The following is a 23,574-nucleotide window of genomic DNA, read 5'->3' as shown; positions in this document are numbered from 1 at the left end:
GGGAATCAGGGCGTGATGATAGGCAAGTCCGTCGGTGGCGTCAGAACTGCGTGTGCTGGGCTGCCGCCGGCCAGCTCCACCCGGTTGCCGCCACGGGCCTTGGCGGCGTACATGGCTGCATCGGCGATGCTCCACAGGCGGCTCTCGCTGTCGCCATGCTCGGGGTAGCAGGCGATGCCGATGCTGGCCGAGATGCGTAGCGCGTGGCCACCGATTGCAAAGGGGGTGGCCAGGGCCTGACGGATTTTTTCGGCGACGTGGCGGGCGTCTTCAACGCTGCTCAGGCTGGGCAGCAGGACGACGAATTCGTCGCCGCCGATGCGCCCGACGGTGTCGGAGGCGCGGATGCATTCGTGCATGCGGCGGGCCGCTTCCTGCAGCAACAGATCTCCGGTGGCGTGACCGAAGTGGTCATTGATGGCCTTGAATTCATCGAGATCGACGAAGAACAGCGCGAGGTGGGCGTGGTCGCGGTGGACCAGGCTCAGTGCCTGTTGCAGGCGGTCGGCAAACAGGGCGCGGTTGGGCAGGCCGGTGAGGGAGTCATGCTGGGCCATGTGGCGGATCTGCTCTTCACTGGCCTTGCGCGCGTCGATATCGGAGATCGTACCGAGCAGGCGCAAGGCCTTGCCATCGGCGCTGCGGCGCATGACGCGGCCGCGTGCGAGTACCCATTTCCAGCGGCCATCCTTGCAGCGCAACCGGTATTCGCTGGAAAAGCTTTCCTGGTGGCCCTTGATGCAGGCCGCGGTAGCGGCGAGGGCGGCAGCGCGGTCGTCCGGGTGGATGCGCTCGACCCATTCCTGGCGATGTGGGGCGATCTCGTCCGGTTCGTAACCGAAAATCTCCAGGCAGCGGCGCGAGTAGAAGGCGGCATCACCGACCAGATCACGGTCCCACACGCCATCGCCGGCGCCTTCGAGGGCGAACTTCCAGCGCTCTTCGCTACTACGCAGGTCTTCGGTCATTTGCTGAGCCAGCCGGAGGGCGAGCTGGCGAGCGGTGGCGAGGATGCGCGCCAGCACGGCCAGCAGCAGGCTCAGGCAGAGGCCGCTGATGGCTATGGTGGTGGCGTCGCTATGGCCGACGCGGGTGACGAAGCCGGGCAGGGTGCTGGCTTCGATGACCCAGTTGCGACCGCCGATTTCGAGATACTCGGCTGCGTAAAGGCGTGGCGGTTTGGTCTCGGCCGGGTGTGAGCTGAAGAGCAGATTGTCGGCACTGGGCTCGACGCCATCGTGGACGTGGATGAGGATGTCGGAGTCTGTGTCGCCGTACAGGCTAGCCATCATTTCATCCAGATGGACCGGGGCATAGATCCAGCCGATGAGGCTGGCGCGGCGCTCCGCCAGGGTGCGGATGCTGCTGCCCTGCCGGAACAGGGGGGCACAGAGGATTACGGAGGGCGCCCGGCCGTTGGCTGGATCGAGCAATTGCGGCAGTTTGCCGGTGATGCGGGGCATGCCGGAGTCCCGCGCGGCCTCCATGACGGCGCGTAGCTCCGGTACGGTGTAAGGATCGAAGCCGAGGGTCATGCGATTGCGGCCGCTGAAGGGTTCGACCTGAATGATCGGGGTGTACAGCGCGCGCTCGCCGGGCGGGGTGATGCTGTAGTCCGCAAGGCCCTGCCGGTGCAGTTGCTTGAGCAGGGGGGGCAGTTCTGCGGCAGGGGTCAGGGTGATCTGGCCGACGCCTTGGATACCGGCGAAGTCGGCGCCCAGCTGCAAGGTGTTCACATAGGCGGTGAAGCCCTGCCGGGTGACCTCACCGGAACCGGCGTAAAAGCCCTGTACGCCGCGCAGCATCTGCTCGTAGGCGCTCATGCGCTGCACGATGCGGGCCGTGGTGTCGCGCAGGCTGTCGTCAAAACGCGCCCGCAGCCAGCGCTCGGATACCTCCTGTTCATGGCGCCAGGCCAGCCAGGTGCTGCCCAGGGCGATGAGCAACACCAGCACGACGGGAAGGTGCCGGCGTGCGGGGTTCATGTCAGTCCTTGAACTCCGTCAGCGTGCGCGCCAGCTCGGCCGGGAAGTACTTCTCGAAGATGCGCCGGGTGCTGCCGTCTGCACGCATGGCGCGGATCAGCGCGCGCCACTTGTCCTGCTCGCTCGTGCTCAGTGACTTCTTCGACATGATCAGGCCATGTGGCACCGGCGCATCGCCGAATTCGAGGATCTGGCTGATTTCGCGGATCTTGTCGCTCTCAATCGCCGGATAGTCGAAGGGTTCGATGATCATGCCCTGGATGCGCCTAGCCTGGAGCAGCTGGTAGAGCGGCTCCAGGCCGGAGGCATAGCTTACGCGCTGGGCTTCGGCGAGCTGGTCGACCAAGGCGTTGGCCGTAGCGCTATAGCGGAAGCCGCGGATGGCGCCCAGCTGCAGTTCGCGATTGCGGGCGAAGTCACTGATCTTGGCCACTTCGGCATCGCGGCGCACCAACAGGTAATACTTGTTGGAGAAATACCAGGCGAACCCGGCGAACTTGTCGCGCTCGGCGTTGCTGATGCCGGAGAGGCTGAAATCCAGTGCGCCGGATTCGATCAGCTGCCAGATGCGTGCGCGCTGGATCAGCGTGACGGTGACTTTGCAGCCGCTGCGGCGGATCAGCTCGTCGGCGATGTCGCGGTCGATGCCGCTGTCGCTGGGCGAGGCGTAGAGCTGACCATGTTCGTGCAGGGCCAGGGTGAAGGCGCGCGAGCAGTCCGGCCCGTCGGCGCTCCAGCCGAGCGGGGCGTGCAGCAGACAGCTCAGCAGCAGGGCGTGCAGTGGGCGCAGCATGGCGACTCCTTTTCCAGGTCTACCCGTCCTTAACGGCGAGGGGCGTGGAAAACTGGCTCGCCCATGCGGGCAGTGTGGCGGGCGGCAGCTGCCGCTTGGGCTCAGTCGCGCGAGAACCGGGCGCTCAGCTGCCAGCTGCCATCGCTCGCCGCGGGCGCAGTGGCGATGAGCTGGCGCACGTTTGGATTGGCAGCATCCACGGCTGAGGGCGGTTGGGCGATGTCGCGCACCGCCAGAGTTACCGGCTGGCCACTGAAGCGGATATGGAGGGTCTTGCCGGCCTGGCTCAGGATGGCCTCCTGGCCGTCGAGGCGGATTGCGGCCTCGGTGCTCATGGCCCAACGGATCTGGAGGCCGGGCGTGGCGCCGCTGAACGTGTCGCTGAGGGTGACGCGCTGCCCTTCAATGCGGGCCCGGCGGGTGGCCTGGCTGACTTGCCCCGGCAGGAAGACCGGGCTGAGATCAAGCAGGGCTTCGTGGCTCCCTTGCAACTGCAGCGTGGCCATGCCCCGTGCGTTGTGCAGGCTGCCACCGAGTGTGAGCGTGTTGTGGGCGTCGCTACCGATCCGGAATACCTGCCAGCGCGGCGAAGCCTGCTGCATGTTCCACAGATCGATGCCGCGGCTCTCCAGCGAGTAGTAGTCCTGCATGCCCAGATCCTTGGCCCAGCGGATGCCATCCAGTTCGAGGATGAAGCTGCCTGCGTCCATGTGCGCATGGTTGTGATGGGCGCCGCCGCCCTTGATGGCGAAGTAGAGCGCGTTCGGGTCGGACCAGGCCGAGCGCCAGATCGCCAGAGGTTGCGGGCCCTGGCCGGCGAAGCTGAGCGCGACGGGGCGGGCGTTTTCGGGCTTGGGCCACCACAGGGCGATCAGCGGGGCGTAACGCTCGGAGAGACCTTGCTTGTTGCGGATCATCTGGCGTTTGGCGTCGATCAGCGCTGGCTGTTGCAGCTCACGCGCGAGGTAGAAGAGCGGCGGTGCCAGTTCCTGCCCCTCGCCGCTATCGGCAAAGTTGAATTGCCGGCCGCTGGGGCTGATGGCCTGAGCAAAGAATTCCGCGCTGCGTTTGAGGCCGGGTGCCTCGAGCAGGCCCCAGTCTGTTCCCAGACTGCTGCGCAGGGCTGCGATCAGCAGGGTTTCGTAGCTGCTGCCGTAGGTCCAGTAGGAAGGGCCTTCCGGATAGATGCCGTCTGGTTGGTAGGCGTCCAGCGCGATAAAGGCATTCTTGTGGGCGGCGGCCAGTAGATCGCGGGCAAGTTCGGGCTCATCCTCCTCCACAGCCAGTGCGCCGAGCACCATGCCAGCGATACATACTTGGCCCCAGTTGTTCGTCATGCTGAAGGTCTTGTGGCCGTGGCGGGCTTGGGCAATGCCCTTGTCGACGAGCGCGCGGCGCAGGATCGCGCGCTCCTGTGCCGGTAGATCGTGATAGAGCCAGTCGTAGCCGAGTGCGAGGCCCGCCGTCATTTCGGCCACATCGAGGTAATGGCTCAGATTCCAGTCCGGGAAAGCCGCCACCGTGAGCATTTCGCGGCGGGCGCGCTCAAGGAAGACGTGCTCATGGGTGAGACGCCAGGCAAAGCTCCACAGCAGGGTGCGGCGGATGAATTCGCGCGATACGCTGAGTAGCCGGCGTCCCTCCAGCTTGCGTTCGAGTGGCTCGCGCTTCAGATCGCCACGGGCCCGCTCGAGTAGCAGTGTGATGAGTCGATCGAGGTCGGGATCCGCCGCGCGGCGGTCGGCCAGCGCGTTCCAATCCGCCGGGGTTGCAATCAGGCGCGGGTGATCGGGCAGGTTGGCTGAAGTCTTTGCCGGTAGCGGGGCTTCTGGGGCGCCAGCAGGCAGGGCGCAGGCAGCCAGCAGCGCGCACGCGCCCAGTAGCAGTCGGGTGGCATGGCGCTTCAGGCGGTGGGCAGGCATGGGCGGCTCTCGTGCAGGAATTGGCGCGAGTGTGCCGGATCTGCGCGAAGCCAGCGAATAGGGGCTTGTCCGCAAGCTCAAACGCAAACGGAGCGCCCACAGACGCTCCGTTTGGCCGGGCTGGTCGCTCTTACTGGGCTGCGCCCGGGCCGCTGTTGTGGTACTCGGCCAGATAAGGTTTGGCTGCCGTGCCGTACTGGACCGGGGTGCTGCTGCTCCAGTCAGCCCACGGCGGGTTCTTGATCTCGGCGCTGAGGTAGGACTCGCGCACGATCATCTTGCCGATGGTCACCCCGGCGCTGGACGATTCCGGCCATTGCCGCGCCAGCGAGATCGTGGCCGCGCCCGCATCGGCCGAGAAGGTGCAGCCGGTGAACAGGAAGCCGTAGGGGTGTGTGCCATACGTGCTGGGCGCGCCGATGGTGCTGCTGCTCTTGCGCACCCGGGTGAAGAAGATCGTGCTCTTGTCGAACACCGCCGTGCCGCGCCCGAAGATGAAATCGGTATCACCCTCAATGTAACTCTGGGCGAAATAGCTGCGTGCAACCACATCCACGGCCGTCGATTTCACATACAGCGTGTCCTGGTTGGCGAGCAGGCGGGTCTTGTAGAACAGGTTGCGGTCGCCCACCACCATCAGCGCCACGGCCTGCGATTCTCCGTTGGCTGATTCGTTCCAGGTGTTCTGGATCGTGAGGTTGGTGGCTTCGAAGTTGTCGGCGTTCACCACGAAGAGGGCGGAGCAGGTGGTGCCGATGCTGCCGCTCTTCGCGGCGCAGGCGTCATAGGTGGCCTTGATCGAGCTGGGCGTGCTGCTGGTGAAAACGGCACTGCCCGGATTGGCCAGCGCCGCGTACTGGCTGCCGGTGAGTTTGGCGGCCGTGGGCAGGGCGATCACGGTCTGGGCTGGATCGCTGCCGCCGCCGTAGAGGGTCACGGTGAGGCCCTTGGGCACGATCACCAGCTCGTTATAGGTGCCGGGCATCACCTTGATGTACTGCCGCGTGGTCTTGCCAGCCAGGGTGGCCGCGGTGATGGCCGCCTGCACCGTGCTGTAGGTGGCGCCGGATTTGGCCACCAGATAGTCCGGCGTGGCCGGCATGCTGATCACGCTGCTACGCGGCTTCCAGTTGTCGGTCACGAGCTTGCCGACGGTGCCGGCAGCGGCGAGGTACTGATCCACATCGTAGGCCGCTGCGACCGTGTCCGAGAGTTGCGGGCGGGTACTGGTACTGGCAGGCCAGCTGCTGCTGCCGGAGGAGGAGGCGACCGCACTGGATGCGGCGGATGATGCAGCGGACGTTACCGTTGCCGAAGAGGCCGCCGAAGAAGCGACAGAGCTGCGTGCGGCGCTGCTGGCCACGGCGCTGCTGCTTTGCGCCGAAGAGCTGGCTGCGCTCGAGGTCGCGCTGCCGTTGGGAATCGAGCATTCATTCACGCCGCCGGCAATCCGTCCGCCGAAGGTGGCCTCGCTGCAGGCGAAACTGCCGGTGAGGGTCTTGTAGAAGAACTGGTCTGAGCGGCCGAAGGCCACATTGGTCGCAGTGGCGACCGTACAGGTCTTGCCCTCGCTGCAGAGGGTTACGTAGCCGCTGGGCCGATTGGCGGCGCTGGCGCTGCCCGCGAACAGCGTCAGGCTGGCAGCGGCCAGCCATAAGGTCTTGTGCATTGCTTGTCTCCTGAGCGTGCGGCTTGGCGGTGATTTCCGTTTGCCGCTTGTGTCTGAAAAGGGCCTGAGCTGCCGTGTGGCAGAAAAGGCCCTAATCAACCTAGATCAGGAGGTGACGGGTAACAAGCGTGAACTGCTACACGGTACGAAGGTCCGTGAATCGACTTTTAGTGCAGGGTGCGCGGCCCGACCAGAAAAAATTCGGGGATTTCAGCGTCGAACTGCATGCTGTCTTCGGCCACGAAGTGATAGCTGCCGCGCATGCTGCCAAAGGGCGTGGCGAGCGGGCAGCCGCTGGTGTACTCGAAGCTCTCGCCGGGCGCCAGCAAGGGTTGTTCGCCGATCACGCCTTCACCTTCCACCTCCTCGGTGTTGCCGTGGGCGTCGGTGATGAACCAGTGGCGGCTGATCAGCTTGGCGCTGAGTGTGCCTTCGTTGCGGATCGTGATGTGATAGGCAAAGGCATAGCGCGGCTCGGTCGGGTCCGACTGCTCGGGCAAGTAGCGGGGCTGGGCGCTGATGGTGATGCGGTACTTTGGGAGACTCATTTTTTTGCTGGCTTGTGGCGGGGGGCGACTGGGATAATACGGCTTTGCCGTCCCTCAGGGCCAGATCATGTCAGACCGTTCCTTCATCCTTGCCCCTAGCCTGCTCTCTGCCAACTTCGCCCGCCTCGGCGATGAGGTTGAAAAGGTGATTGCTTCCGGCGCCGACTGGCTGCACTTCGACGTGATGGACAATCACTATGTGCCCAACCTTACCATCGGCCCGCTGGTCTGTGAGGCGATCAGGCCCTGCACCACGGCGCCGATCGACGTGCACCTGATGGTGGAGCCGGTGGATGCGCTGGTGCCGATGTTCGCCAAGGCCGGCGCCAACATCATCACCTTCCACCCCGAAGCCTCGCGCCACGTGGATCGCACCCTGCAGCTGATCCGCGATCACGGCTGTCAGGCGGGGCTGGTTTTCAACCCGACCACACCCCTGCATTACATCGACTATGTGTTGGACAAGATCGATTTGATCATGCTGATGTCGATCAATCCGGGTTTTGGTGGTCAGACCTTCATTCCTGCAACGATGCCGAAAATTCGTGAGGCACGCGCCAAGCTGGATGCCTACGAGCGTGAGTCCGGTCGTCGCATCCGCCTCGAGATCGACGGTGGCGTGAAGCCCGCCAACATCGCCGAGATCGCCGCGGCCGGTGTCGATACTTTCGTGGCCGGCTCGGCGGTGTTCGGTGCCGGCAAGGATTCTGACCCGAACCGTTACGACTCGGTGATCGCCGCGATGCGCGCCGAGCTCGCCAAAGTCTGAGCGTGAGCAGTCTGCCACCCCCGCAGAAGCAGGCTCCGGAGCCGTGTGACACGCAGGCTCCCCAGCGCGCCCAGCAGCAACAATGAGCCGCCCCACCGTACGATTCCGCGAGTTTGAAAGCCCGGCATGAAATCCTTTGCTCCCCGCGCCATTTTCTTTGACCTCGATGGCACCCTCGTCGATTCCGTGCCGGATCTGGCCGAGGCCGCGCGCCGCATGCTGCGTGATCTGGGCGAGGCTACGCGCACCGATGCGGAAGTCGCCACCTACGTCGGCAAGGGCATTCCGACCATGGTCGAGCGCGCGCTTACGATGGGGCGCAACCCGGTCGCACCAGAGCGCCTGGCAGAGGCAGTGGCGCTTTTCATGCGCCACTATGAGGACACCAACGGCCTGCTCACCCGCGCCTACCCTGGCGTGGTCGAGACCCTGCCTGTCCTGAAGGCCCGCGGCCTCAAGCTCGGCGTGGTGACCAACAAGGCCGAAGCCTTCATCGCGCCGCTGCTGGACGAGCTGGGGCTGGGCGGGTTTTTCGACGTGCTGATCGGTGGCGACACCCTGGCGCAGAAGAAGCCGGAGCCCGAGCCGCTGTGGCATGCCTGCGAGCAGCTCGGTGTGTCGCGCGAGGCAGCCCTGATGGTCGGTGACTCCGGCAACGATGCCCTGTGCGCCCGCCGCGCGGGCATCCCGGTGCTGCTGATGACCTACGGTTACAACGAGGGAGTGCCCGTGGACACTGAAGATTGCGACGGGTTACTATCGAGCTTCACTGAATTGCCCGCTCTGCTTGCCTGAGCGCGGTTTTCCCCGAATTTCATCATCGTGACAAGCAAAAGCCTGTTTCTCGCAGAGGAGATCCTCCCGATTTGCGTAGCCTGTGGTTGGCGGCGCAACGGGAGTTCATGGCGCACTCGCTGAGTGTTGCGTCACGGGTCGGCACGCGCCGGCCGGGTATTTCCTGAAATTGCCGAAACCGGAGTCATGATGACCGAACAAGAATTCCTCGCGCTTGCCGCGCAGGGTTACAACCGCATCCCGCTCACCGTCGAGACCTTTGCTGATCTCGATACGCCGCTCTCCATCTATCTCAAGCTCGCCAACGAGCCCTACACCTACCTGCTCGAATCGGTGCAGGGCGGTGAGCGCTTTGGCCGCTATTCCATCATCGGCCTGCGTGCCCACACCCGCATCGAGGTGCGCGATCGCACGGTGCTGCTGCTCTCAGGCGACCGCATCGTCGAGCGCCGCGACTACGGCGATCCGCTGGCCTACGTCGGCGAGTTCATGCAGCGCATCAAGGTGCCGCCCAAGTTCAGCCTGCCGCGTTACTGCGGCGGCCTGGTCGGCTGCTTCGGCTACGACACGGTGCGCTACATCGAGCCCAAGCTGGCCAAGCATGAAGCGAAGGACGAGATGGGCACGCCGGACATTGCGCTGCTGCTCTCCGAAGAGATCGCGATCGTCGACAACCTCTCCGGCAAGCTGACCCTGGTGGTGTATGCCGAGCCGGAAGTCCCGGGCGCGTACAAGCGTGCCCAGCGCCGGTTGGCCGAGCTGGTCGCGAAGCTGCGCGAGCCGGTCGAGATCCCGGCAGATACCTGCGCCACGCCGCAGCCGGCTGTGTCGAGCTTCGGTCAGGATGCCTTCAAGGCCGCCGTGCAGCGCGCCAAGGACTACATCATCGAGGGCGACATCATGCAGGTGGTGCTGAGCCAGCGCATGAGCAAGCCCTTTGCGGCCAGCCCGATGGCGCTGTATCGCAGCCTGCGCGCGCTGAACCCTTCGCCCTACATGTTCTACTTCAACTTCGAGGACTTCCATGTCGTCGGCTCTTCGCCGGAGATTCTGGTGAAGCTCGAAAACGAAGGCGAGCAGCAGCTCGTGACCGTGCGGCCCATCGCCGGCACGCGCAAGCGCGGCGCCACGCATGAGGAAGATCTGGCCCTTGAAAAGGATCTGCTGGCCGACCGCAAGGAGCTCGCCGAGCACCTGCAACTGCTCGATCTGGGCCGCAACGACGTGGGCCGCGTGGCCGCCACCGGCACGGTGAAGGTCACTGAGCAGTTCACCATCGAGCGTTACTCGCACGTCATGCACATCGTGTCCAACGTGGAAGGCCTGTTGCCGGAAGGGCAGGACAAGCGCGCCGCGGCGCTGGCCGTGCTGCGCGCCACCTTCCCGGCCGGTACGGTGAGCGGGGCGCCGAAGGTACGGGCGATGCAGATCATCGACGAGCTGGAGCCGGTCAAGCGCGGCATCTACGCCGGTGCTTGCGGCTACATTGGTTTTGATGGCGACGTGGATGTGGCAATCGCCATCCGCACCGCCGTGATCGCCAACGGCCAGCTGCATGTGCAGGCGGGCGCCGGCATCGTGGCCGATTCGGATCCCGAATCCGAATGGCAGGAAACCCTGAACAAGGCGCGTGCGGTGATCCGCGCCGCCGAGATCGCCGAGAGCGGGCTGGATACCAAGATCAGTTCCTGAAGCTCGAATCCATTGCTACTTCAAGCCACCTCCAAGGAGTGAAAGCCATGCAGAACTTCAGTTACTACAACCCGACCCGCATCCTCTTCGGCAAGGGCCAGATCGCCGCGATTGCCGGCCTGATTCCCGCTGGCGCCAAGGTACTCGTCACCTATGGCGGCGGCAGCATCAAGAAAAACGGCGTCTATGACCAGGTCAAGGCCGCGCTGAAAGCGCACGCCTGGCTTGAGTTCGGCGGCATCGAGGCCAATCCGCGCTACGAAACCTTGATGAAGGCGGTCGCGCTCGTCAAAAGCGAAGGCGCAGACTTCATCCTTGCCGTGGGCGGCGGCTCGGTGGCCGACGGCAGCAAGTTCATCGCCGCCGCCGCGCGCTTTGAGGGTGCCGAGCCGTGGGACATGCTGGCCAAGCGCGCCCCGGTTTCTTCTGCCGTGCCGCTGGGCGTGGTGCTGACCCTGCCGGCCACCGGTTCGGAATCCAATACCTTTGCCGTCATCTCGCGCGAATCGAGCGGCGACAAGCTCGGTTTTGGCAGCGAACATTGCTACCCGCAGTTCGCGGTGCTGGACCCGGAGACCACCTACAGCTTGCCGCCGCGCCAGGTTGCCAATGGCATCGTCGATGCCTTCGTGCACACCATGGAGCAGTACATGACCTACCCGGCCGAGGCTCCGCTGCAGGACCGCTTCGCCGAAGGCATCCTGCACACCCTGATCGAGGTCGGCCCGCAGACCCTGGCTCATCCGCAGGACTACGCCGCGCGTGCCAGCCAGGTGTGGAGCGCTACGCTGGCGCTCAACGGCCTGATCGGTTGCGGCGTGCCGCAGGACTGGGCGACCCACATGATCGGCCACGAGATCACCGCCGAGTACGGGCTGGATCACGCCCAGACCCTGGCCGTGGTGCTGCCGGGCGTGCTGCGTCACCAGAAGGAAGCCAAGCGCGCCAAGCTCCTGCAATACGCCGAGCGCATATGGGGTATTCGCGAAGGCAGCGAAGACGAGCGCATCGAGCGCGCGATTGCGGCCACCGAGGCCTTCTTCGAGTCGCTGGGCGTGCACACCCATCTGGGCCTGTACGGCGTGGCCGGGACCGATGAGGCGCCGAGCCGGATTCCGGCCCGCCTTGAGCGTCACGGCTTCCTGAAATTGGGCGAGCACGGGGCGATCACGCCTCAAGCCGTCACCGAGATTCTTGCCGCGCGGCGCTGAGCCCCGGCGGCCGGCGCAGGGCGCCGGCCTCATGCAAAGGAAATGACCATGTTGTTGATGATCGATAACTACGACAGTTTCACTTACAACATCGTGCAGTACCTCGGCGAACTGGGTGCCGATGTGCGCGTGTATCGCAACGATGAAATCACCCTGGAGCAGATCGAGGCCATGAAGCCTGAGCGCCTCGTGGTTTCGCCCGGCCCCTGCTCGCCGGCTGAGGCCGGCATCTCGGTGGCGGCGATCAAGCACTTTGCCGGCAAGCTGCCGATTCTTGGCGTGTGCCTTGGCCACCAGAGCATCGGCGCGGCCTTTGGTGGCAAGATCGTGCACGCCAAGCAGCTGATGCACGGCAAGACCTCGCCGATCCAGCATGCCGACGTGGGCATCTTCAAGGGCCTGCCGAATCCCTTCATTGCCACGCGTTATCACTCGCTGGCGATCGAGCGCGAGAGCTGCCCGGACTGCCTGGAGATCACTGCCTGGACCGAGGATGGCGAGATCATGGGCGTGCGCCACAAGACGCTGCAGATTGAAGGTGTGCAGTTCCACCCCGAGTCGATCATGACCGAGGGCGGCCACAAGCTGCTGCAGAACTTTCTGGACATGTGATGGTTTGAAGCCGCGTAAGCGGCTTCTTCATTCTGGCGGGAGGCAAGATGGATCAGGCCTGGGTGTTGGTGGCAATCAGTGCGGTGGTGCTGGTGGCCTATCTGTTCGATTTCGTCGGCCGTTTCATCAAGGTGCCGGCCGTGGTGCTGCTGCTCTTCTCGGGCCTGGCCCTGCGCGCGGGCACAGACGGGCTGGGCTGGCAGATGGCGCTGCCCGGCGATCTGCTGCCGGTGCTGGGCACTTTCGGCCTGATCCTGATCGTGCTGGAAGGCGCGCTGGATCTGCGTCTTACCCGTGAGGCCGCGCCGCTGATCGCACGCAGTGCCGTGTGCGCCACGTTAGGGGTGCTGATCACCGGTGGCATCATTACCTTCGGCCTGATCAACTGGCTCGATGCCTCGCTGCACGCCGCGCTGGTCAGTGCCGTGCCGCTGGCCGTGATCAGCTCGGCGGTGGCGATCCCCGCCGCCGCGGCCTTGTCGCCGCGCTTGCGTGAGTTCGTCGTCTACGAAAGCTCCATTTCGGACATCGTCGGCGTGGTGCTGTTCTATGGCCTGCTGAGCGAGTTCGCCGGCGTGGGCCAGATGCTGACCCGGCTGACCGGTGAAATCACGCTCTCGGCCCTGGTCGGGCTGGGGGTCGGGCTGGCCGTGTTCTGGCTGATCCAGCGTATCGAGCATCATGTGCGCATGCTGCCGATGATTTTCGGCATCACCCTGCTGTATGGATTGGGCAAGATCACCCATCTCGCGCCGCTGGTGATGGTGCTGCTGGTGGGGCTGGTGCTCAACAACAGCCAGCTGCTGGGCAGGCGCTTTGCCGCTGGCCCCAGTTACGAGCAGGATCTGGATTCCTTCAAGCACCTCACGGCCGAGTTTACCTTCGCGGTGCGCAGCTTCTTCTTCGTGCTGCTCGGTTACTCCACGCAGATCGTCGATCTGCTGACCATCGAAGCCTGGTCGATGGCTGCGTTGGTGCTGGCCTGCAGCCTGATTCCGCGTTGGGCGCTGCTGCGCTTTGTGGCGCGTGAGAGCACCGAGCCGCTGCTGTGGTTCGCCCCGCGTGGTCTGATCACCGTGCTGCTGTTTCTCGGCATTCCGGCCCAGCTGGCGATTCCCGGCTTTCCGCGCGGCAGCCTGATGCTGGTGATTCTGGTCTGCGCGCTGCTTCTCACCCTGGGCGTGATGCGTAATGCTCGCATCAGGCCTCCGCTAGAATCGGCGACCCCGGTCGTCTCTGAAAACCTTTGAGTACGGAGCTCCCATGAGTCCTCAAGAAGCCCTGCAACGCGTAATCGAACATCGCGAAATCTTTCATGACGAGATGGTCGATCTGATGCGTCAGATCATGTCCGGGCAGGTTTCGCCGGTGCTGATCGCCGCCATCATTACCGGCCTGCGCGTGAAGAAGGAGTCGATCGGCGAGATTGCGGCGTCCGCCACTGTGATGCGCGAGCTGGCCACCAAGGTGCCGGTGAAGAGCGACAAGCAGACCCTGGTCGACACCTGCGGCACGGGCGGCGATGGGGCGCATACCTTCAATATTTCCACGTCGGCGATGTTCGTGGCGGCTGCTGCTGGCGCGCGCGTGGCCAAGCACGGCGGCCGCTCGGTGTCCTCGCAGTCCGGCTCGGCCGATGTGCTCGAAGCACTGGGGGCCAATCTGAGCCTCACGCCGGAACAGGTGGGTGCCTGTATCGACGAGGTGGGTCTGGGCTTCATGTTCGCCCCGAATCACCACAGCGCCATGAAGCACGCCGCCCCGGTGCGGCGCGAGCTGGGCGTGCGCACCATCTTTAATATTCTTGGCCCCCTGACCAACCCGGCCGGCGCCGCGAATCAGGTGATGGGCGTGTTTCACCCGGATCTGGTCGGCATCCAGGTGCGCGTGCTGCAGCAGCTCGGCGCGCGCAACGTGCTGATCGTGCACGGAATGGAGGGGCTGGACGAGATCTCCATTTCGGCGCCGACCCTGATTGGTGAGCTGAGAAATGGCGAGGTGCGGGAATACCGCCTGACGCCGGAAGATGTCCGCCTGCCGCTGCATGCCTCGTCGGCGATCCGTGCGGCCAACGTGGAGGAGTCGAAGGCCATCCTGCTCGGCGCTCTGAATGGCAGCCTGCCGGCTGCGCGCGACATTGTGGCCTTCAATGCCGGTGCCAGCCTGTATGTGGCGGGCGTGGCCGAGTCGCTGGCTGACGGCGTGGAGCGCGCGCTGGCAGTGATCGGCAATGGTGCTGCCACGCGCAAGCTGGGTGAATTCATCGAGCGCTCGCGCAGCTTCGGCGCCTGATCCTGCGCAGCGGCAGGCTTCGGCTTGCCGCTGTCATTGCGGGCTTACTTGGCGGGCGTTTTGCTCGTTTTCTTGCTGGCAGAGCTGGTGGATTTGCTGGCCGTGGTCTTTTTGCCGGCACTGGATTTCTTGCTGCTTTTCTTGGTGGCGCTCTTTTTCTTTTCGGCCTGCAGCCGGGCCAGTTCATTGCCTTGCGGACAGCCGCTGAGCTCGCGGGCATTCCAGCCGATGCTGTCGTCGTTCTTTTCGAGCAGGGCGCGCAGGCCGGCGATCAGGGTCGGGCTGCCGAGGCCCAACGCGTCCGGCTGACTGAATTCGATGTCGTGAATCACCCAGTGGCGCTTGTGCATCCTGAGCTGAAGAGTGGCTTCGCGATGGATGCCGTCCTCGAAGGCAAAGCCGGCCCCCAGCGTTGCACGCTCGCCCTTGATCGAAGCCTTGCCAAGATTGAAAGCATTCGGGAGGGCAGGTGCTCCGGAATACAGATCTCCTTGTTCAAAGGGTGCTGTTTCGGTCGGATGCGTCTTGCTGAAGGCTTCGCTGTAGCGGCGGGCGGCGCCCAGCAGACAGACCAGCTCTGGCCCCAGGTTGCCGGAGTAATTCGCCAGCTCAAGCCCGCCCGGCGCTCCGAGACTGCCTGTTCCAACGCGGGCGGAATAAAAGGCGCTTGCCGCTTCTTCCGGCGAGGCGCCCGCCAGCGCTGGCAGGCTCAGACAGAGAAGGATCAGGGGCAGGAAGCGCATGCGGTCTCCGGGGCGGGGAAGCGGGATTGTACGCGCAGCAGGCTCCGGTCGGCTTGCTTTGCGGCTACCATACGACCCTGTAACCCCCGACGAGTTCCAGTGCCTTTCCATGTCAGACATCCTCCAGAAAATCCTTGCGACCAAGCGTGAAGAAATTGAAGTCGCCGAGCGTGAGTGCTCGCGCGAAGCCATCGTTGAAGAGGCGCGGGATGGCGTTCCTGTGCGGGATTTTGTCGGTGCGATCCGTGCGAAGATTGCCGCCGGCCAGGCTGGCGTGATTGCGGAGGTCAAGAAGGCCAGCCCTTCCAAGGGCGTGATCCGGGCGGATTTCCGCCCTGCCGAGATCGCGGCCTCGTATGAAAAGGGTGGCGCGGCCTGCCTGTCGGTGCTGACTGACCGCCAGTATTTCCAGGGCTCGCCTGAATTTCTGCAAGCCGCACGCGAAGCCTGCTCCCTGCCGGTGCTGCGCAAGGATTTCATCATCGACCCCTATCAGGTCTTTGAAGCCCGTGCGATGGGTGCAGACGCCATTCTGCTGATCGTGGCTGCCTTCCTGCCGCCGGACGGCACGGTGAATGTGAGCACAGGCCGCGCGGCCGTGAGCCATATGCTGGAGCTGGAGCAACTGGCGCACGATCTGGGCATGGCCGTGCTGGTCGAGGTGCACAGTGCCGAAGAGCTGGACCTGGCGCTGCAGCTCACCACGCCGCTGCTGGGCATCAATAACCGCAACCTGCGCACTTTCGAAGTGACGCTGGATATCACCTTGTCGCAACTGGAGCGTATCCCGGCGGGTCGCATCGTGGTGACCGAGAGCGGCATCTTTACACAGCAGGATGTGGCGACCATGCGCAATCGCGGCGTGCACGCCTTCCTGGTGGGTGAAGCCTTCATGCGCGCTGAGGATCCGGGTAGCGAGCTGGCGCGTCTGTTCGCCTGAAGCGGCTCGCGCCAGACAGTAAAAAGCCCGATCCGTGGATCGGGCTTTTTGTTTGCGGCGAGCTTTGCTTAATCGTTCTTGTGTGCCGACATGACGTGCTGCACCAGTTCGGCCAGTGAATTCACGCCCATCTTTTCCATCACGCGGGCACGGTGCACTTCCACCGTCTTGATGCTGATGCCCAGATCGTCGGCGATCTGCTTGTTCAGACGGCCTGCCACGATCAGCTCCAGCACTTCGCGCTCACGCGGGGTGAGGCCTTCGATGCGGCGCTGGGCGTCGGCTTCCTGCAGGCGGCTGTCGTGATGCTTGCGGTCTTCGGCCAGCGCGGTATGGATCAGCTTGACCATGTCCTGATCGTTGAAGGGCTTCTCGATGAAGTCGACCGCGCCCTTCTTCAAGGCCGAGACGGCCATCGGGACATCGCCGTGGCCGGTGATGAAGATGATCGGCAGGGTGGAATGCAGGGCGGCGAGCTTTTCCTGCAGCTCCAGACCGTTCATGCCGGGCATGCGGATATCAAGCACCAGGCAGCCGTTCAGGCGCGGGCTCCAGGCGGCGAGGAAGGCTTCGGCCGAATCGAATGCCTGGGCCTTGAGGCCGGTAGAGTCCAGCAGCCAGAGGAGGGAATCGCGCAGGGCTTCGTCATCATCAACGATGTAAACCAGCTGTTCGACGACGGGGACATTAGGTGTCATGGTGTGATTCAAGCGATTTCTCCAGTGCCAGCGTGAAGCGGAAGATACTCCCGCCAGTGGGGTTGGCGTCAACCCAGAGGCGACCCTTATGGAACTCGATGATCGAGCGGCAGATGTTCAGACCCATGCCCATGCCATCCTGTTTGGTGGTGAAGAAGGGTGAGAACAGTTCGTCCAGTGAGGCGGTGCTGATGCCGCAGCCGCGATCTGCCACCGAAACTTCGATGTGATCGTCGCTGTGGCGGGCCTCGATGTGGATGACGCGCTCGTCCAGCGGGATGCCCTGCATGGCCTCGGCGGCATTCTTGATCAGGTTCATCAGTACCTGCTCGATCATGATGCGGTCGGCCAGTACATCCGGCAAATCATCGGGCAGAGAGGTCAGGATGCGGGTGCCCAGCCGGCGTGCTTCGATTTCGGCGATCCCCAGTGCCTCTTCGGTGACCTGGCGGATACTGATCAGACTGCGGCGCGGTTCGCTCTTGCGCACGAAATCACGGATGCGGCGCACGATATTGCCGGCGCGGTTGGCCTGGGTGCTGGCCTTTTCCATCGCACCGAGAATATCTTCGATCTGGAACTGACCGCTCTTCAGGCGGTTCACGCAACCTGAGCTGTAGTTGGCGATGGCCGAGAGCGGCTGGTTCAGCTCGTGGGCCAGGGTGGAGGCCATCTCGCCCATGGTGATCAGGCGTGAAGTGCGCGCCAGGCGTTGCTCCTGCTCGCGGGTCAGTTCTTCTGCGCGCTTGAGTGCGGTGATGTCGGTAGCGACACCCAGGCGCACGATGCGTCCGTCCACCCAGCGCAGCGCGCGTTCGCGCAGGTGGAACCACTGACCGGTAAAAGGATGCTGTAACTCGCCATCGAAAAGCTCGCGCGGTACATCCGCAGCGCCCAGCTTGCGCGGGTCACCCGGGTAATCGCCGAGTTCAGGTTGGGGAACAACCAGCAGGCAGCTTTCGCCGACCCGGGTGTGCTGGGCATCGAAGGCTCGGTTGGTGTAGAGCAGCTCTCCGCTGCCTGCTTCCGAGACATAGACTGCGGCGTCCAGCCCGTCGAGCACGGTGGTGATGCGTTCGTTGGCGGCCTGCAGTTCGGTGCGGGCACGCTTTTGCTCTGTGATGTCGGTCATGGCCGTCATCCAGCCGGTCTGCTCGCCCTGATTGTCGACCAGAGGCGAGAGATGCAGGCGAACGTCTACCCGCGCGCCATTGCGGCGCCGGATCACCAGTTCCAGGCCTTCCCGCGAGGCCTGCCCTTGCATGCATTGACGCAGACGCTGGCGGTTCTGCTCGCGGTCTTCTTCTGGCCAGAACACATATGGAGGAGCCTGCCCGGCGAGCTCTTCGGCGCTCCAGCCGACCAGTTCGGCAAAGGCGCGATTGACATGCAAGATCCTGCCATCCGGCGCCACGGCCTGCATGCCGGTGAGTACCGAGTTTTCCATCGCCTGGCGAAAGGATGAGTCGGCGCGTAGCAGTTCTTCGCTGGCCTTGCGTTCAGTGATGTCGTGAGCCACAACATAAATGCGGGCTTCGTCGAGCGCCGGGTTGGCGCTCCAGGAAAGCCAGCGCCAACTGCCGTCACCACAGCGGCAGCGCAGCTCGAAGTTGACTGGCCTGCCTGCGGCAAGCTCTTGCAATCGGGAGGTGGCCAGTTGGGCGTCTTCAGGATGAGCGATGTCAAGCAGGCTCATGCCTTCAGTCAGGGTTTCGGGCTTGAGGCCGAGGATATTCAGAACCGCCGGGTTGATGCGCTCGAAGCGACCACTGAGTCCGAGCACGCCCAGGATGTCCAGTGAGAGACTGAAGAACAGATCGCGCTCTTCGGCGATCTGGCCAGCACGCTGGTTCTGTTTGCTGGCGAGCACCAATCCCCAGCCGGCAACCGCGATCAGCGCCACGATGATGGCCAGGCTCAGGCGCATGCGGTCTGAGGCCAGTGCATTGCTGTCCTGCGGCAGGGCGGCGAACCACACCAAGCCCAGCACGATGGCGAGGATCAGCACCGACAGCAGTGAAGACTGCGGGGCAGGAGGAGGCGGGGCCAGGTTTTCGGAGTTGTCGCGGCTTTCCATTCCGCTTACTACCTCGCAGACGAGATAGTCATTATGGCCTACCTGCTGGGCTGTTGACGCCCGGAATAGGCGCTGGACTATCGGGTATGGAGGTTTTCTGTGAAGTACTGGAGCGTGGATGACAAATCAATACTTGTGCGCTGCAACATAATGATTATTCAAAGTTTTTTATGGGTCGGAAATCAAATTTGATGGGGCTTTGACGTTGCGCGGGGCAGGTGCTTCTTTTATATTGCCCGCTCGAAGAATCCTGTGGGTGCTACCCTGCGGGCCGCTTTCGAGTCTGTACCTTGCGGCTGGCGTAATCCGGGCGCTTTGATCTGACCCTCTTCGTGCGTGACGCAAGTTTGTGTCCACGGTAGTGGTGAATGGGCAGGCATCAGACAAGTATAAAAGCCCGGGTCTCTCCCGCCCGGGCTGATCCATGAAACCCAGGTTAGGAGAGACAGATTATGGCAGTAGTGCCGCACGTCCTTCTGCAATCCGATGCGGATCAGCAGGAGACCATGGAATGGCTGGAAGCCCTTGATGCAGTTGTTGCGAAGGAAGGTCCGGAGCGTGCGCGCTACCTGATCGAGCGCTTGATCGAAGATCTGCGCAATTCCGGCGTCGTCTTGCCCTACAGCGCCAATACGCTGTATCAGAACACCATTCCCACTGCTGACCAGCCGAACTATCCGGGTGATCCTGAGATCGAATTGCGTATCCAGGCTTATCTGCGCTGGAATGCCATTGCCATGGTTGTGCGTGCTAACAAGCATACCAACGTTGGTGGTCACATCGCTTCGTATGCCTCCTCTGCAACGCTCTACGACGTTGGCTTCAACTGGTTCTGGAAGGCGCCGACCGACGACAAGGAAGGCGATCTGATCTACTTCCAGGGGCACTCGATTCCCGGTGTCTATGCACGCGCCTTCCTGCTCGGTCGCCTGACCGAAGAGCAGCTCGACAACTTCCGTCAGGAAGCTGGTGGCAAGGGGCTGTCGTCCTACCCGCACCCCTGGCTGATGCCTGATTTCTGGCAATTCCCGACCGTGTCGATGGGCCTTGGCCCGCTGCAGGCCATCTACCAGGCCCGCTTCATGAAATACCTGCAGGATCGCGGCATCCAGAACAACGAAGGCCGCAAGGTGTGGGCTTTCCTCGGCGACGGCGAAATGGACGAAGTCGAGTCCCGCGGTGCGCTGGGGCTGGCTTCGCGCGAGAAGCTGGACAACCTGATCTTCGTGATCAACTGTAACCTGCAGCGCTTGGATGGCCCGGTGCGCGGCAACGGTAAGATCGTCCAGGAACTCGAATCCGAATTCCGCGGTGCTGGCTGGAACGTGGTCAAGCTGATGTGGGGCTCCAACTGGGATGCTCTGTTCGAGCGTGACAAGAAGGGTTTGCTCAAGCAGCGCATGCTCGAAGTGGTCGATGGCGAATACCAGACCTACAAGTCGAAGAACGGTGCCTGGGTGCGCGAGCATTTCTTCAATACGCCGGAGCTCAAGGAGCTCGTGGCCGACTGGACTGATGACGACATCTGGAAGCTCAATCGCGGCGGCCATGACATGTTCAAGGTCTTTGCAGCCTACAAGGCCGCGGTTGATACCAAGGGTCAGCCGACGCTGATCCTTGCGCACACCGTGAAGGGCTTCGGCATGGGCGAATCGGGTGAAGCTCAGAACACCAGCCACCAGCAGAAGAAGATGTCGCTGGATTCGCTGCGCGCGTTCCGCGATCGTTTCCATATTCCGGTTTCCGACGACCAACTCGAGTCGATGCCCTTCATCAAGTTTGAAGAAGGCTCGCCCGAACTGAACTACATGCGCGCCCGTCGCCAGGAGCTTGGCGGTTACCTGCCGGCTCGTCGCCGTAAGGCCGCTGCGCTGGATGTGCCTGCGCTGACAGCCTTTGATGCTCAGCTCAAGGCGTCCGGCGAAGGTCGTGAAATCTCCACGACCATGGCCATCGTGCGCATGTTCAACACCATCCTCAAGGACAAGAACATCGGCAAGAACGTGGTGCCGATCGTCGTTGATGAGTCGCGCACCTTCGGTATGGAAGGCATGTTCCGCCAGTACGGCATCTGGAACCAGGAAGGCCAGAAATACATTCCTCAGGATCATGACCAGCTCATGTTCTACAAGGAGACCAAGGACGGTCAGGTGATGCAGGACGGCATCAACGAAGCCGGCGCCATGGCGGACTGGATTGCTTCGGCTACCGCCTATTCGGCGCATGGCGTGCAGATGATCCCGTTCTACATCTTCTATTCGATGTTCGGTCTGCAGCGCACCATGGACCTGTGCTGGGCCGCTGGCGACTCGCGCGCCCGTGGTTTCCTGATCGGTGGTACCGCTGGCCGCACTACGTTGAACGGTGAAGGCCTGCAGCACGAAGATGGTCACAGCCACGTGCTGGCGCACACCATCCCGAACTGCGTGAGCTACGACCCGACCTTCGCTTACGAAGTCGCGGTGATCTTCCAGGACGGCCTGCGCCGCATGTTTGCCGAGCAGGAAGACGTGTACTACTACCTGACGGTGATGAACGAGAACTACGAGCATCCGGCTATGCCGGAAGGCGCGGAGGCCGACATCATCAAGGGTCTGTACAAGTTCCGCGATGGCGCCAAGAGCAAGGGCGCACGTGTGCAGCTGATGGGCTGCGGCACGATCTTCCGCGAAGTGATTGCTGCGGCTGATCTGCTCAAGGCCGACTGGGGTGTCGAGGCTGACATTTGGGGCGCACCGAGCTTCAATGAGCTGGCCCGTGACGGTCAGGACGTTGCGCGCTGGAACATGCTCCACCCGCTGGATGAGAAGCGCGTTTCGCACGTCGAAGCCAAGCTCAAAGGCTCTGTTGGCCCGATGATTGTGGCCACTGACTACATCCGTCTGTATGCCGAGCAGATCCGTCCCTATGTGCCGAACAAGTACGTGGTGCTGGGGACCGACGGCTTCGGTCGTTCGGATACCCGCGAGGCCTTGCGCGACCATTTCGAAGTGGATCGTCGCTGGGTCGCCGTGGCTGCCCTCTCGGCACTGGCAGAAGAAGGCAAGGTCGAACGCGCCAAGGTGGCTGAAGCGATTGCCAAGTACGGCATTGACGTCAACAAGCCGAACCCGCTGTTTGCCTGATGAATCAGTGAAGGGCGATTTTTGAGGAGTGGGGGAGCCCCCACTTTTCTCACTTCGCTCTTCCCACGGAGAAAACAATGAGCCAACTCATCGAAGTGAAAGTGCCGGACATCGGCGACTTCAAGGATGTTCCCGTCATCGAGGTGTCGGTCAAGGTCGGCGACACGGTCAAGATTGATGACCCCTTGCTGACCCTTGAATCCGACAAGGCCACCATGGAAGTGCCGTCCTCGGCTGCCGGTGTGGTCAAGGAAGTGCGCGTCAAGGTGGGCGAACGTGTCGGCGAAGGCGCCGTCGTTGTCGTGCTGGAGGCTGCGGGCGCTGCTGCTGCGCCGGCGGCTGCACCAGCGCCGGTTGCTGCTGCGCCCGTGCCCGCCGCGGCTCCGGTGGTGGCTGCCCCGGCTGCGACCGGCCGCATCGAACTGAAGGTGCCGGACATCGGCGACTTCAAGGATGTGCCGGTGATCGAGCTGTTCATCAAGGTCGGTGACACGATCGCTGTGGACACTCCGGTCGCCACGCTGGAGTCTGACAAGGCCACCATGGAAGTGCCGAGCTCGGCAGCCGGTGTGGTCAAGGAAGTGCTGGTCAAGGTGGGCGAGCGCGTCGCTGAAGGTGCCGTGCTCGCCATTCTTGAAGGCGCTGCTGCTACGGCCGTGCCTGCTGCCGCTCCGGCTCCGGCCGCCGTGCCCGCAGCCGCCCCGGCTGCTGCGCCTGCCGCAACACCGACTGCAGTGGCTGCCCCGGTGGCTGCTGCCGCGACGGCATCTGCTGGTATGTCCCATGCCAGTCCCGGCGTGCGTCGTTTTGCGCGCGAGCTGGGCGTTGATATCACCAAGGTTGCCGCAACCGGCCCGAAGGGTCGCATCCTCAAGGATGACATCCAGAACTTCGTCAAGGGCGTGATCGCTCAGGTTGCCTCTGGCGCCGTGAGCGCAGCGCCCGCTGCAGGGGCTGGTGTGGGTGGCCTCAATCTGCTGGCCTGGCCGAAGGTTGATTTCAGCAAGTTCGGCGGCATCGAAACGCAGCCGCTGTCCCGCATCAAGAAAATTTCCGGTGCCAACCTGCATCGCAATTGGGTGGTTATCCCGCACGTCACCAACCATGACGACGCGGACATCACCGAGCTGGAAGCCTTCCGCGTGCAGATGAACAAGGAGCTGGAGAAGTCCGGCACCAAGCTCACCATGCTGGCCTTCATGATCAAGGCGGCCGTGGCTGCACTGAAGAAGTTCCCTGAGTTCAATGCCTCGCTCGATGGCGATAACCTGGTGCTGAAGAAATACTTCCACATCGGTTTCGCTGCTGACACCCCGAATGGCTTGGTGGTTCCGGTTATCAAGGATGCAGACAAGAAGGGTGTGATCGAGATAGCCAAGGAAATGGGCGATCTGGCCAAGCTCGCACGGGATGGCAAGCTCAAGCCGGATCAGATGCAGGGCGGCTGTTTCTCCATCAGCTCGCTGGGCGGCATTGGCGGTGTGTACTTCACGCCGATCATCAATGCGCCGGAAGTGGCCATCATGGGCGTCTGCAAGTCGCAGATCCGCCCGGTGTGGGACGGCAAGCAGTTCGCGCCGCGTCTGATGCTGCCGCTGTCGCTGTCTTGGGATCACCGCGTGATCGACGGCGCCGCCGCCGCTCGCTTCAACGCCTACTTCGCCGGCGTGCTGCAAGATTTCCGCCGTGTGCTGCTCTGAGGC

The 23,574-nt window shown here is 63.4% G+C and carries 18 protein-coding genes; 10 read left to right on the top strand and 8 right to left on the bottom strand.

The features are described from left to right. Positions 1-5: 5 nt before the first annotated feature. From C0V76_RS06850 to apaG, 5 genes are all read right to left on the bottom strand, one after another. Positions 6-1,985: a diguanylate cyclase domain-containing protein gene (locus C0V76_RS06850; RefSeq protein WP_101941613.1), complete on the bottom strand. Its 1,980-nt coding sequence runs from the start codon at positions 1,983-1,985 to the stop codon at positions 6-8. 1 nt (position 1,986) lies between these two features. Further along, entirely contained in the window at positions 1,987-2,778 is a 792-nt protein-coding gene (locus tag C0V76_RS06845) for an ABC transporter substrate-binding protein (protein ID WP_101941612.1), read from the bottom strand. A 101-nt stretch (positions 2,779-2,879) separates the two neighbouring features. Continuing rightward, positions 2,880-4,700 carry a heparinase II/III family protein gene (locus C0V76_RS06840; protein ID WP_101941611.1) on the bottom strand — a complete coding sequence of 607 codons (1,821 nt, stop codon included), beginning with the start codon at positions 4,698-4,700 and terminating at the stop codon, positions 2,880-2,882. Positions 4,701-4,830: 130 nt separating this feature from the next. Then, on the bottom strand, positions 4,831-6,369 hold the full coding sequence (locus C0V76_RS06835; protein WP_101941610.1) for a pectinesterase family protein: 1,539 nt from the start codon (positions 6,367-6,369) through the stop codon (positions 4,831-4,833). A gap of 167 nt (positions 6,370-6,536) precedes the next feature. Further along, positions 6,537-6,917 carry a Co2+/Mg2+ efflux protein ApaG gene (apaG, locus tag C0V76_RS06830; protein WP_101941609.1) on the bottom strand — a complete coding sequence of 127 codons (381 nt, stop codon included), beginning with the start codon at positions 6,915-6,917 and terminating at the stop codon, positions 6,537-6,539. Between the two features lie 67 nt (positions 6,918-6,984). Here apaG and rpe point away from each other — a divergent pair, with 67 nt between their 5' ends. The 7 genes from rpe (at position 6,985) to trpD (ending at position 14,288) form a co-directional block, all read left to right on the top strand. Continuing rightward, entirely contained in the window at positions 6,985-7,686 is a 702-nt protein-coding gene (gene rpe / locus C0V76_RS06825) for a ribulose-phosphate 3-epimerase (protein WP_101941608.1), read from the top strand. Positions 7,687-7,812: 126 nt separating this feature from the next. Next, positions 7,813-8,481, top strand: coding sequence for a phosphoglycolate phosphatase (locus C0V76_RS06820; protein WP_101941607.1), 669 nt, complete (start codon positions 7,813-7,815; stop codon positions 8,479-8,481). 189 nt (positions 8,482-8,670) lie between these two features. Further along, entirely contained in the window at positions 8,671-10,173 is a 1,503-nt protein-coding gene (trpE, locus tag C0V76_RS06815) for an anthranilate synthase component I (RefSeq protein WP_101941606.1), read from the top strand. A gap of 47 nt (positions 10,174-10,220) precedes the next feature. Continuing rightward, on the top strand, positions 10,221-11,384 hold the full coding sequence (locus C0V76_RS06810; protein ID WP_101941605.1) for an iron-containing alcohol dehydrogenase: 1,164 nt from the start codon (positions 10,221-10,223) through the stop codon (positions 11,382-11,384). Positions 11,385-11,432: 48 nt separating this feature from the next. After that, positions 11,433-11,996 carry an aminodeoxychorismate/anthranilate synthase component II gene (locus C0V76_RS06805; protein ID WP_101941604.1) on the top strand — a complete coding sequence of 188 codons (564 nt, stop codon included), beginning with the start codon at positions 11,433-11,435 and terminating at the stop codon, positions 11,994-11,996. Between the two features lie 47 nt (positions 11,997-12,043). Further along, entirely contained in the window at positions 12,044-13,246 is a 1,203-nt protein-coding gene (locus C0V76_RS06800; RefSeq protein WP_101941603.1) for a cation:proton antiporter, read from the top strand. Positions 13,247-13,259: 13 nt separating this feature from the next. Beyond that, entirely contained in the window at positions 13,260-14,288 is a 1,029-nt protein-coding gene (gene trpD, locus C0V76_RS06795; RefSeq protein ID WP_101941602.1) for an anthranilate phosphoribosyltransferase, read from the top strand. Positions 14,289-14,332: 44 nt separating this feature from the next. Here trpD and C0V76_RS06790 read toward each other — a convergent pair whose 3' ends face one another. Continuing rightward, complete coding sequence (locus C0V76_RS06790; protein ID WP_101941601.1) at positions 14,333-15,031, bottom strand: hypothetical protein; 699 nt, start codon at positions 15,029-15,031, stop codon at positions 14,333-14,335. Positions 15,032-15,140: 109 nt separating this feature from the next. Here C0V76_RS06790 and trpC point away from each other — a divergent pair, with 109 nt between their 5' ends. After that, positions 15,141-15,971, top strand: coding sequence for an indole-3-glycerol phosphate synthase TrpC (gene trpC / locus C0V76_RS06785; RefSeq protein ID WP_101941600.1), 831 nt, complete (start codon positions 15,141-15,143; stop codon positions 15,969-15,971). 68 nt (positions 15,972-16,039) lie between these two features. Here the strand turns inward: trpC and C0V76_RS06780 are convergent, their stop codons facing one another. Next, positions 16,040-16,669 carry a response regulator transcription factor gene (locus C0V76_RS06780; RefSeq protein WP_101941599.1) on the bottom strand — a complete coding sequence of 210 codons (630 nt, stop codon included), beginning with the start codon at positions 16,667-16,669 and terminating at the stop codon, positions 16,040-16,042. Further along, entirely contained in the window at positions 16,659-18,746 is a 2,088-nt protein-coding gene (locus tag C0V76_RS06775) for a PAS domain S-box protein (protein WP_101941598.1), read from the bottom strand. Before C0V76_RS06775 ends, C0V76_RS06780 begins: the two co-directional genes overlap by 11 nt. A gap of 452 nt (positions 18,747-19,198) precedes the next feature. Between C0V76_RS06775 and aceE the strand changes: the two genes are divergently transcribed. Both aceE and aceF read left to right on the top strand, forming a co-directional pair. Continuing rightward, on the top strand, positions 19,199-21,871 hold the full coding sequence (aceE, locus tag C0V76_RS06770; protein WP_101941597.1) for a pyruvate dehydrogenase (acetyl-transferring), homodimeric type: 2,673 nt from the start codon (positions 19,199-19,201) through the stop codon (positions 21,869-21,871). 77 nt (positions 21,872-21,948) lie between these two features. Continuing rightward, positions 21,949-23,571, top strand: coding sequence for a dihydrolipoyllysine-residue acetyltransferase (gene aceF, locus C0V76_RS06765; RefSeq protein WP_101941596.1), 1,623 nt, complete (start codon positions 21,949-21,951; stop codon positions 23,569-23,571). Positions 23,572-23,574 lie beyond the last annotated feature (3 nt).

This window comes from Uliginosibacterium sp. TH139 (genome assembly GCF_002855595.1).
Lineage (GTDB): Bacteria > Pseudomonadota > Gammaproteobacteria > Burkholderiales > Rhodocyclaceae > Uliginosibacterium > Uliginosibacterium aquaticum.
Note: the sequence above shows the minus strand (reverse complement) of the source record. Positions and strands in the feature narration are given on the sequence as shown.

What these genes read in the sequence shown, in the direction of transcription:
- C0V76_RS06805 (WP_101941604.1), top strand. Translation starts at nt 11,433, where the DNA reads ATGTTGTTGATGATCGATAACTACGACAGTTTCACTTACAACATCGTG.
- C0V76_RS06775 (WP_101941598.1), bottom strand. Translation starts at nt 18,746, where the DNA reads ATGGAAAGCCGCGACAACTCCGAAAACCTGGCCCCGCCTCCTCCTGCC.
- apaG (WP_101941609.1), bottom strand. Translation starts at nt 6,917, where the DNA reads ATGAGTCTCCCAAAGTACCGCATCACCATCAGCGCCCAGCCCCGCTAC.
- C0V76_RS06840 (WP_101941611.1), bottom strand. Translation starts at nt 4,700, where the DNA reads ATGCCTGCCCACCGCCTGAAGCGCCATGCCACCCGACTGCTACTGGGC.
- aceE (WP_101941597.1), top strand. Translation starts at nt 19,199, where the DNA reads ATGGCAGTAGTGCCGCACGTCCTTCTGCAATCCGATGCGGATCAGCAG.
- C0V76_RS06835 (WP_101941610.1), bottom strand. Translation starts at nt 6,369, where the DNA reads ATGCACAAGACCTTATGGCTGGCCGCTGCCAGCCTGACGCTGTTCGCG.
- rpe (WP_101941608.1), top strand. Translation starts at nt 6,985, where the DNA reads ATGTCAGACCGTTCCTTCATCCTTGCCCCTAGCCTGCTCTCTGCCAAC.
- trpC (WP_101941600.1), top strand. Translation starts at nt 15,141, where the DNA reads ATGTCAGACATCCTCCAGAAAATCCTTGCGACCAAGCGTGAAGAAATT.
- C0V76_RS06820 (WP_101941607.1), top strand. Translation starts at nt 7,813, where the DNA reads ATGAAATCCTTTGCTCCCCGCGCCATTTTCTTTGACCTCGATGGCACC.
- C0V76_RS06845 (WP_101941612.1), bottom strand. Translation starts at nt 2,778, where the DNA reads ATGCTGCGCCCACTGCACGCCCTGCTGCTGAGCTGTCTGCTGCACGCC.
- C0V76_RS06800 (WP_101941603.1), top strand. Translation starts at nt 12,044, where the DNA reads ATGGATCAGGCCTGGGTGTTGGTGGCAATCAGTGCGGTGGTGCTGGTG.
- C0V76_RS06790 (WP_101941601.1), bottom strand. Translation starts at nt 15,031, where the DNA reads ATGCGCTTCCTGCCCCTGATCCTTCTCTGTCTGAGCCTGCCAGCGCTG.
- C0V76_RS06780 (WP_101941599.1), bottom strand. Translation starts at nt 16,669, where the DNA reads ATGACACCTAATGTCCCCGTCGTCGAACAGCTGGTTTACATCGTTGAT.
- aceF (WP_101941596.1), top strand. Translation starts at nt 21,949, where the DNA reads ATGAGCCAACTCATCGAAGTGAAAGTGCCGGACATCGGCGACTTCAAG.
- C0V76_RS06850 (WP_101941613.1), bottom strand. Translation starts at nt 1,985, where the DNA reads ATGAACCCCGCACGCCGGCACCTTCCCGTCGTGCTGGTGTTGCTCATC.
- trpD (WP_101941602.1), top strand. Translation starts at nt 13,260, where the DNA reads ATGAGTCCTCAAGAAGCCCTGCAACGCGTAATCGAACATCGCGAAATC.
- C0V76_RS06810 (WP_101941605.1), top strand. Translation starts at nt 10,221, where the DNA reads ATGCAGAACTTCAGTTACTACAACCCGACCCGCATCCTCTTCGGCAAG.
- trpE (WP_101941606.1), top strand. Translation starts at nt 8,671, where the DNA reads ATGACCGAACAAGAATTCCTCGCGCTTGCCGCGCAGGGTTACAACCGC.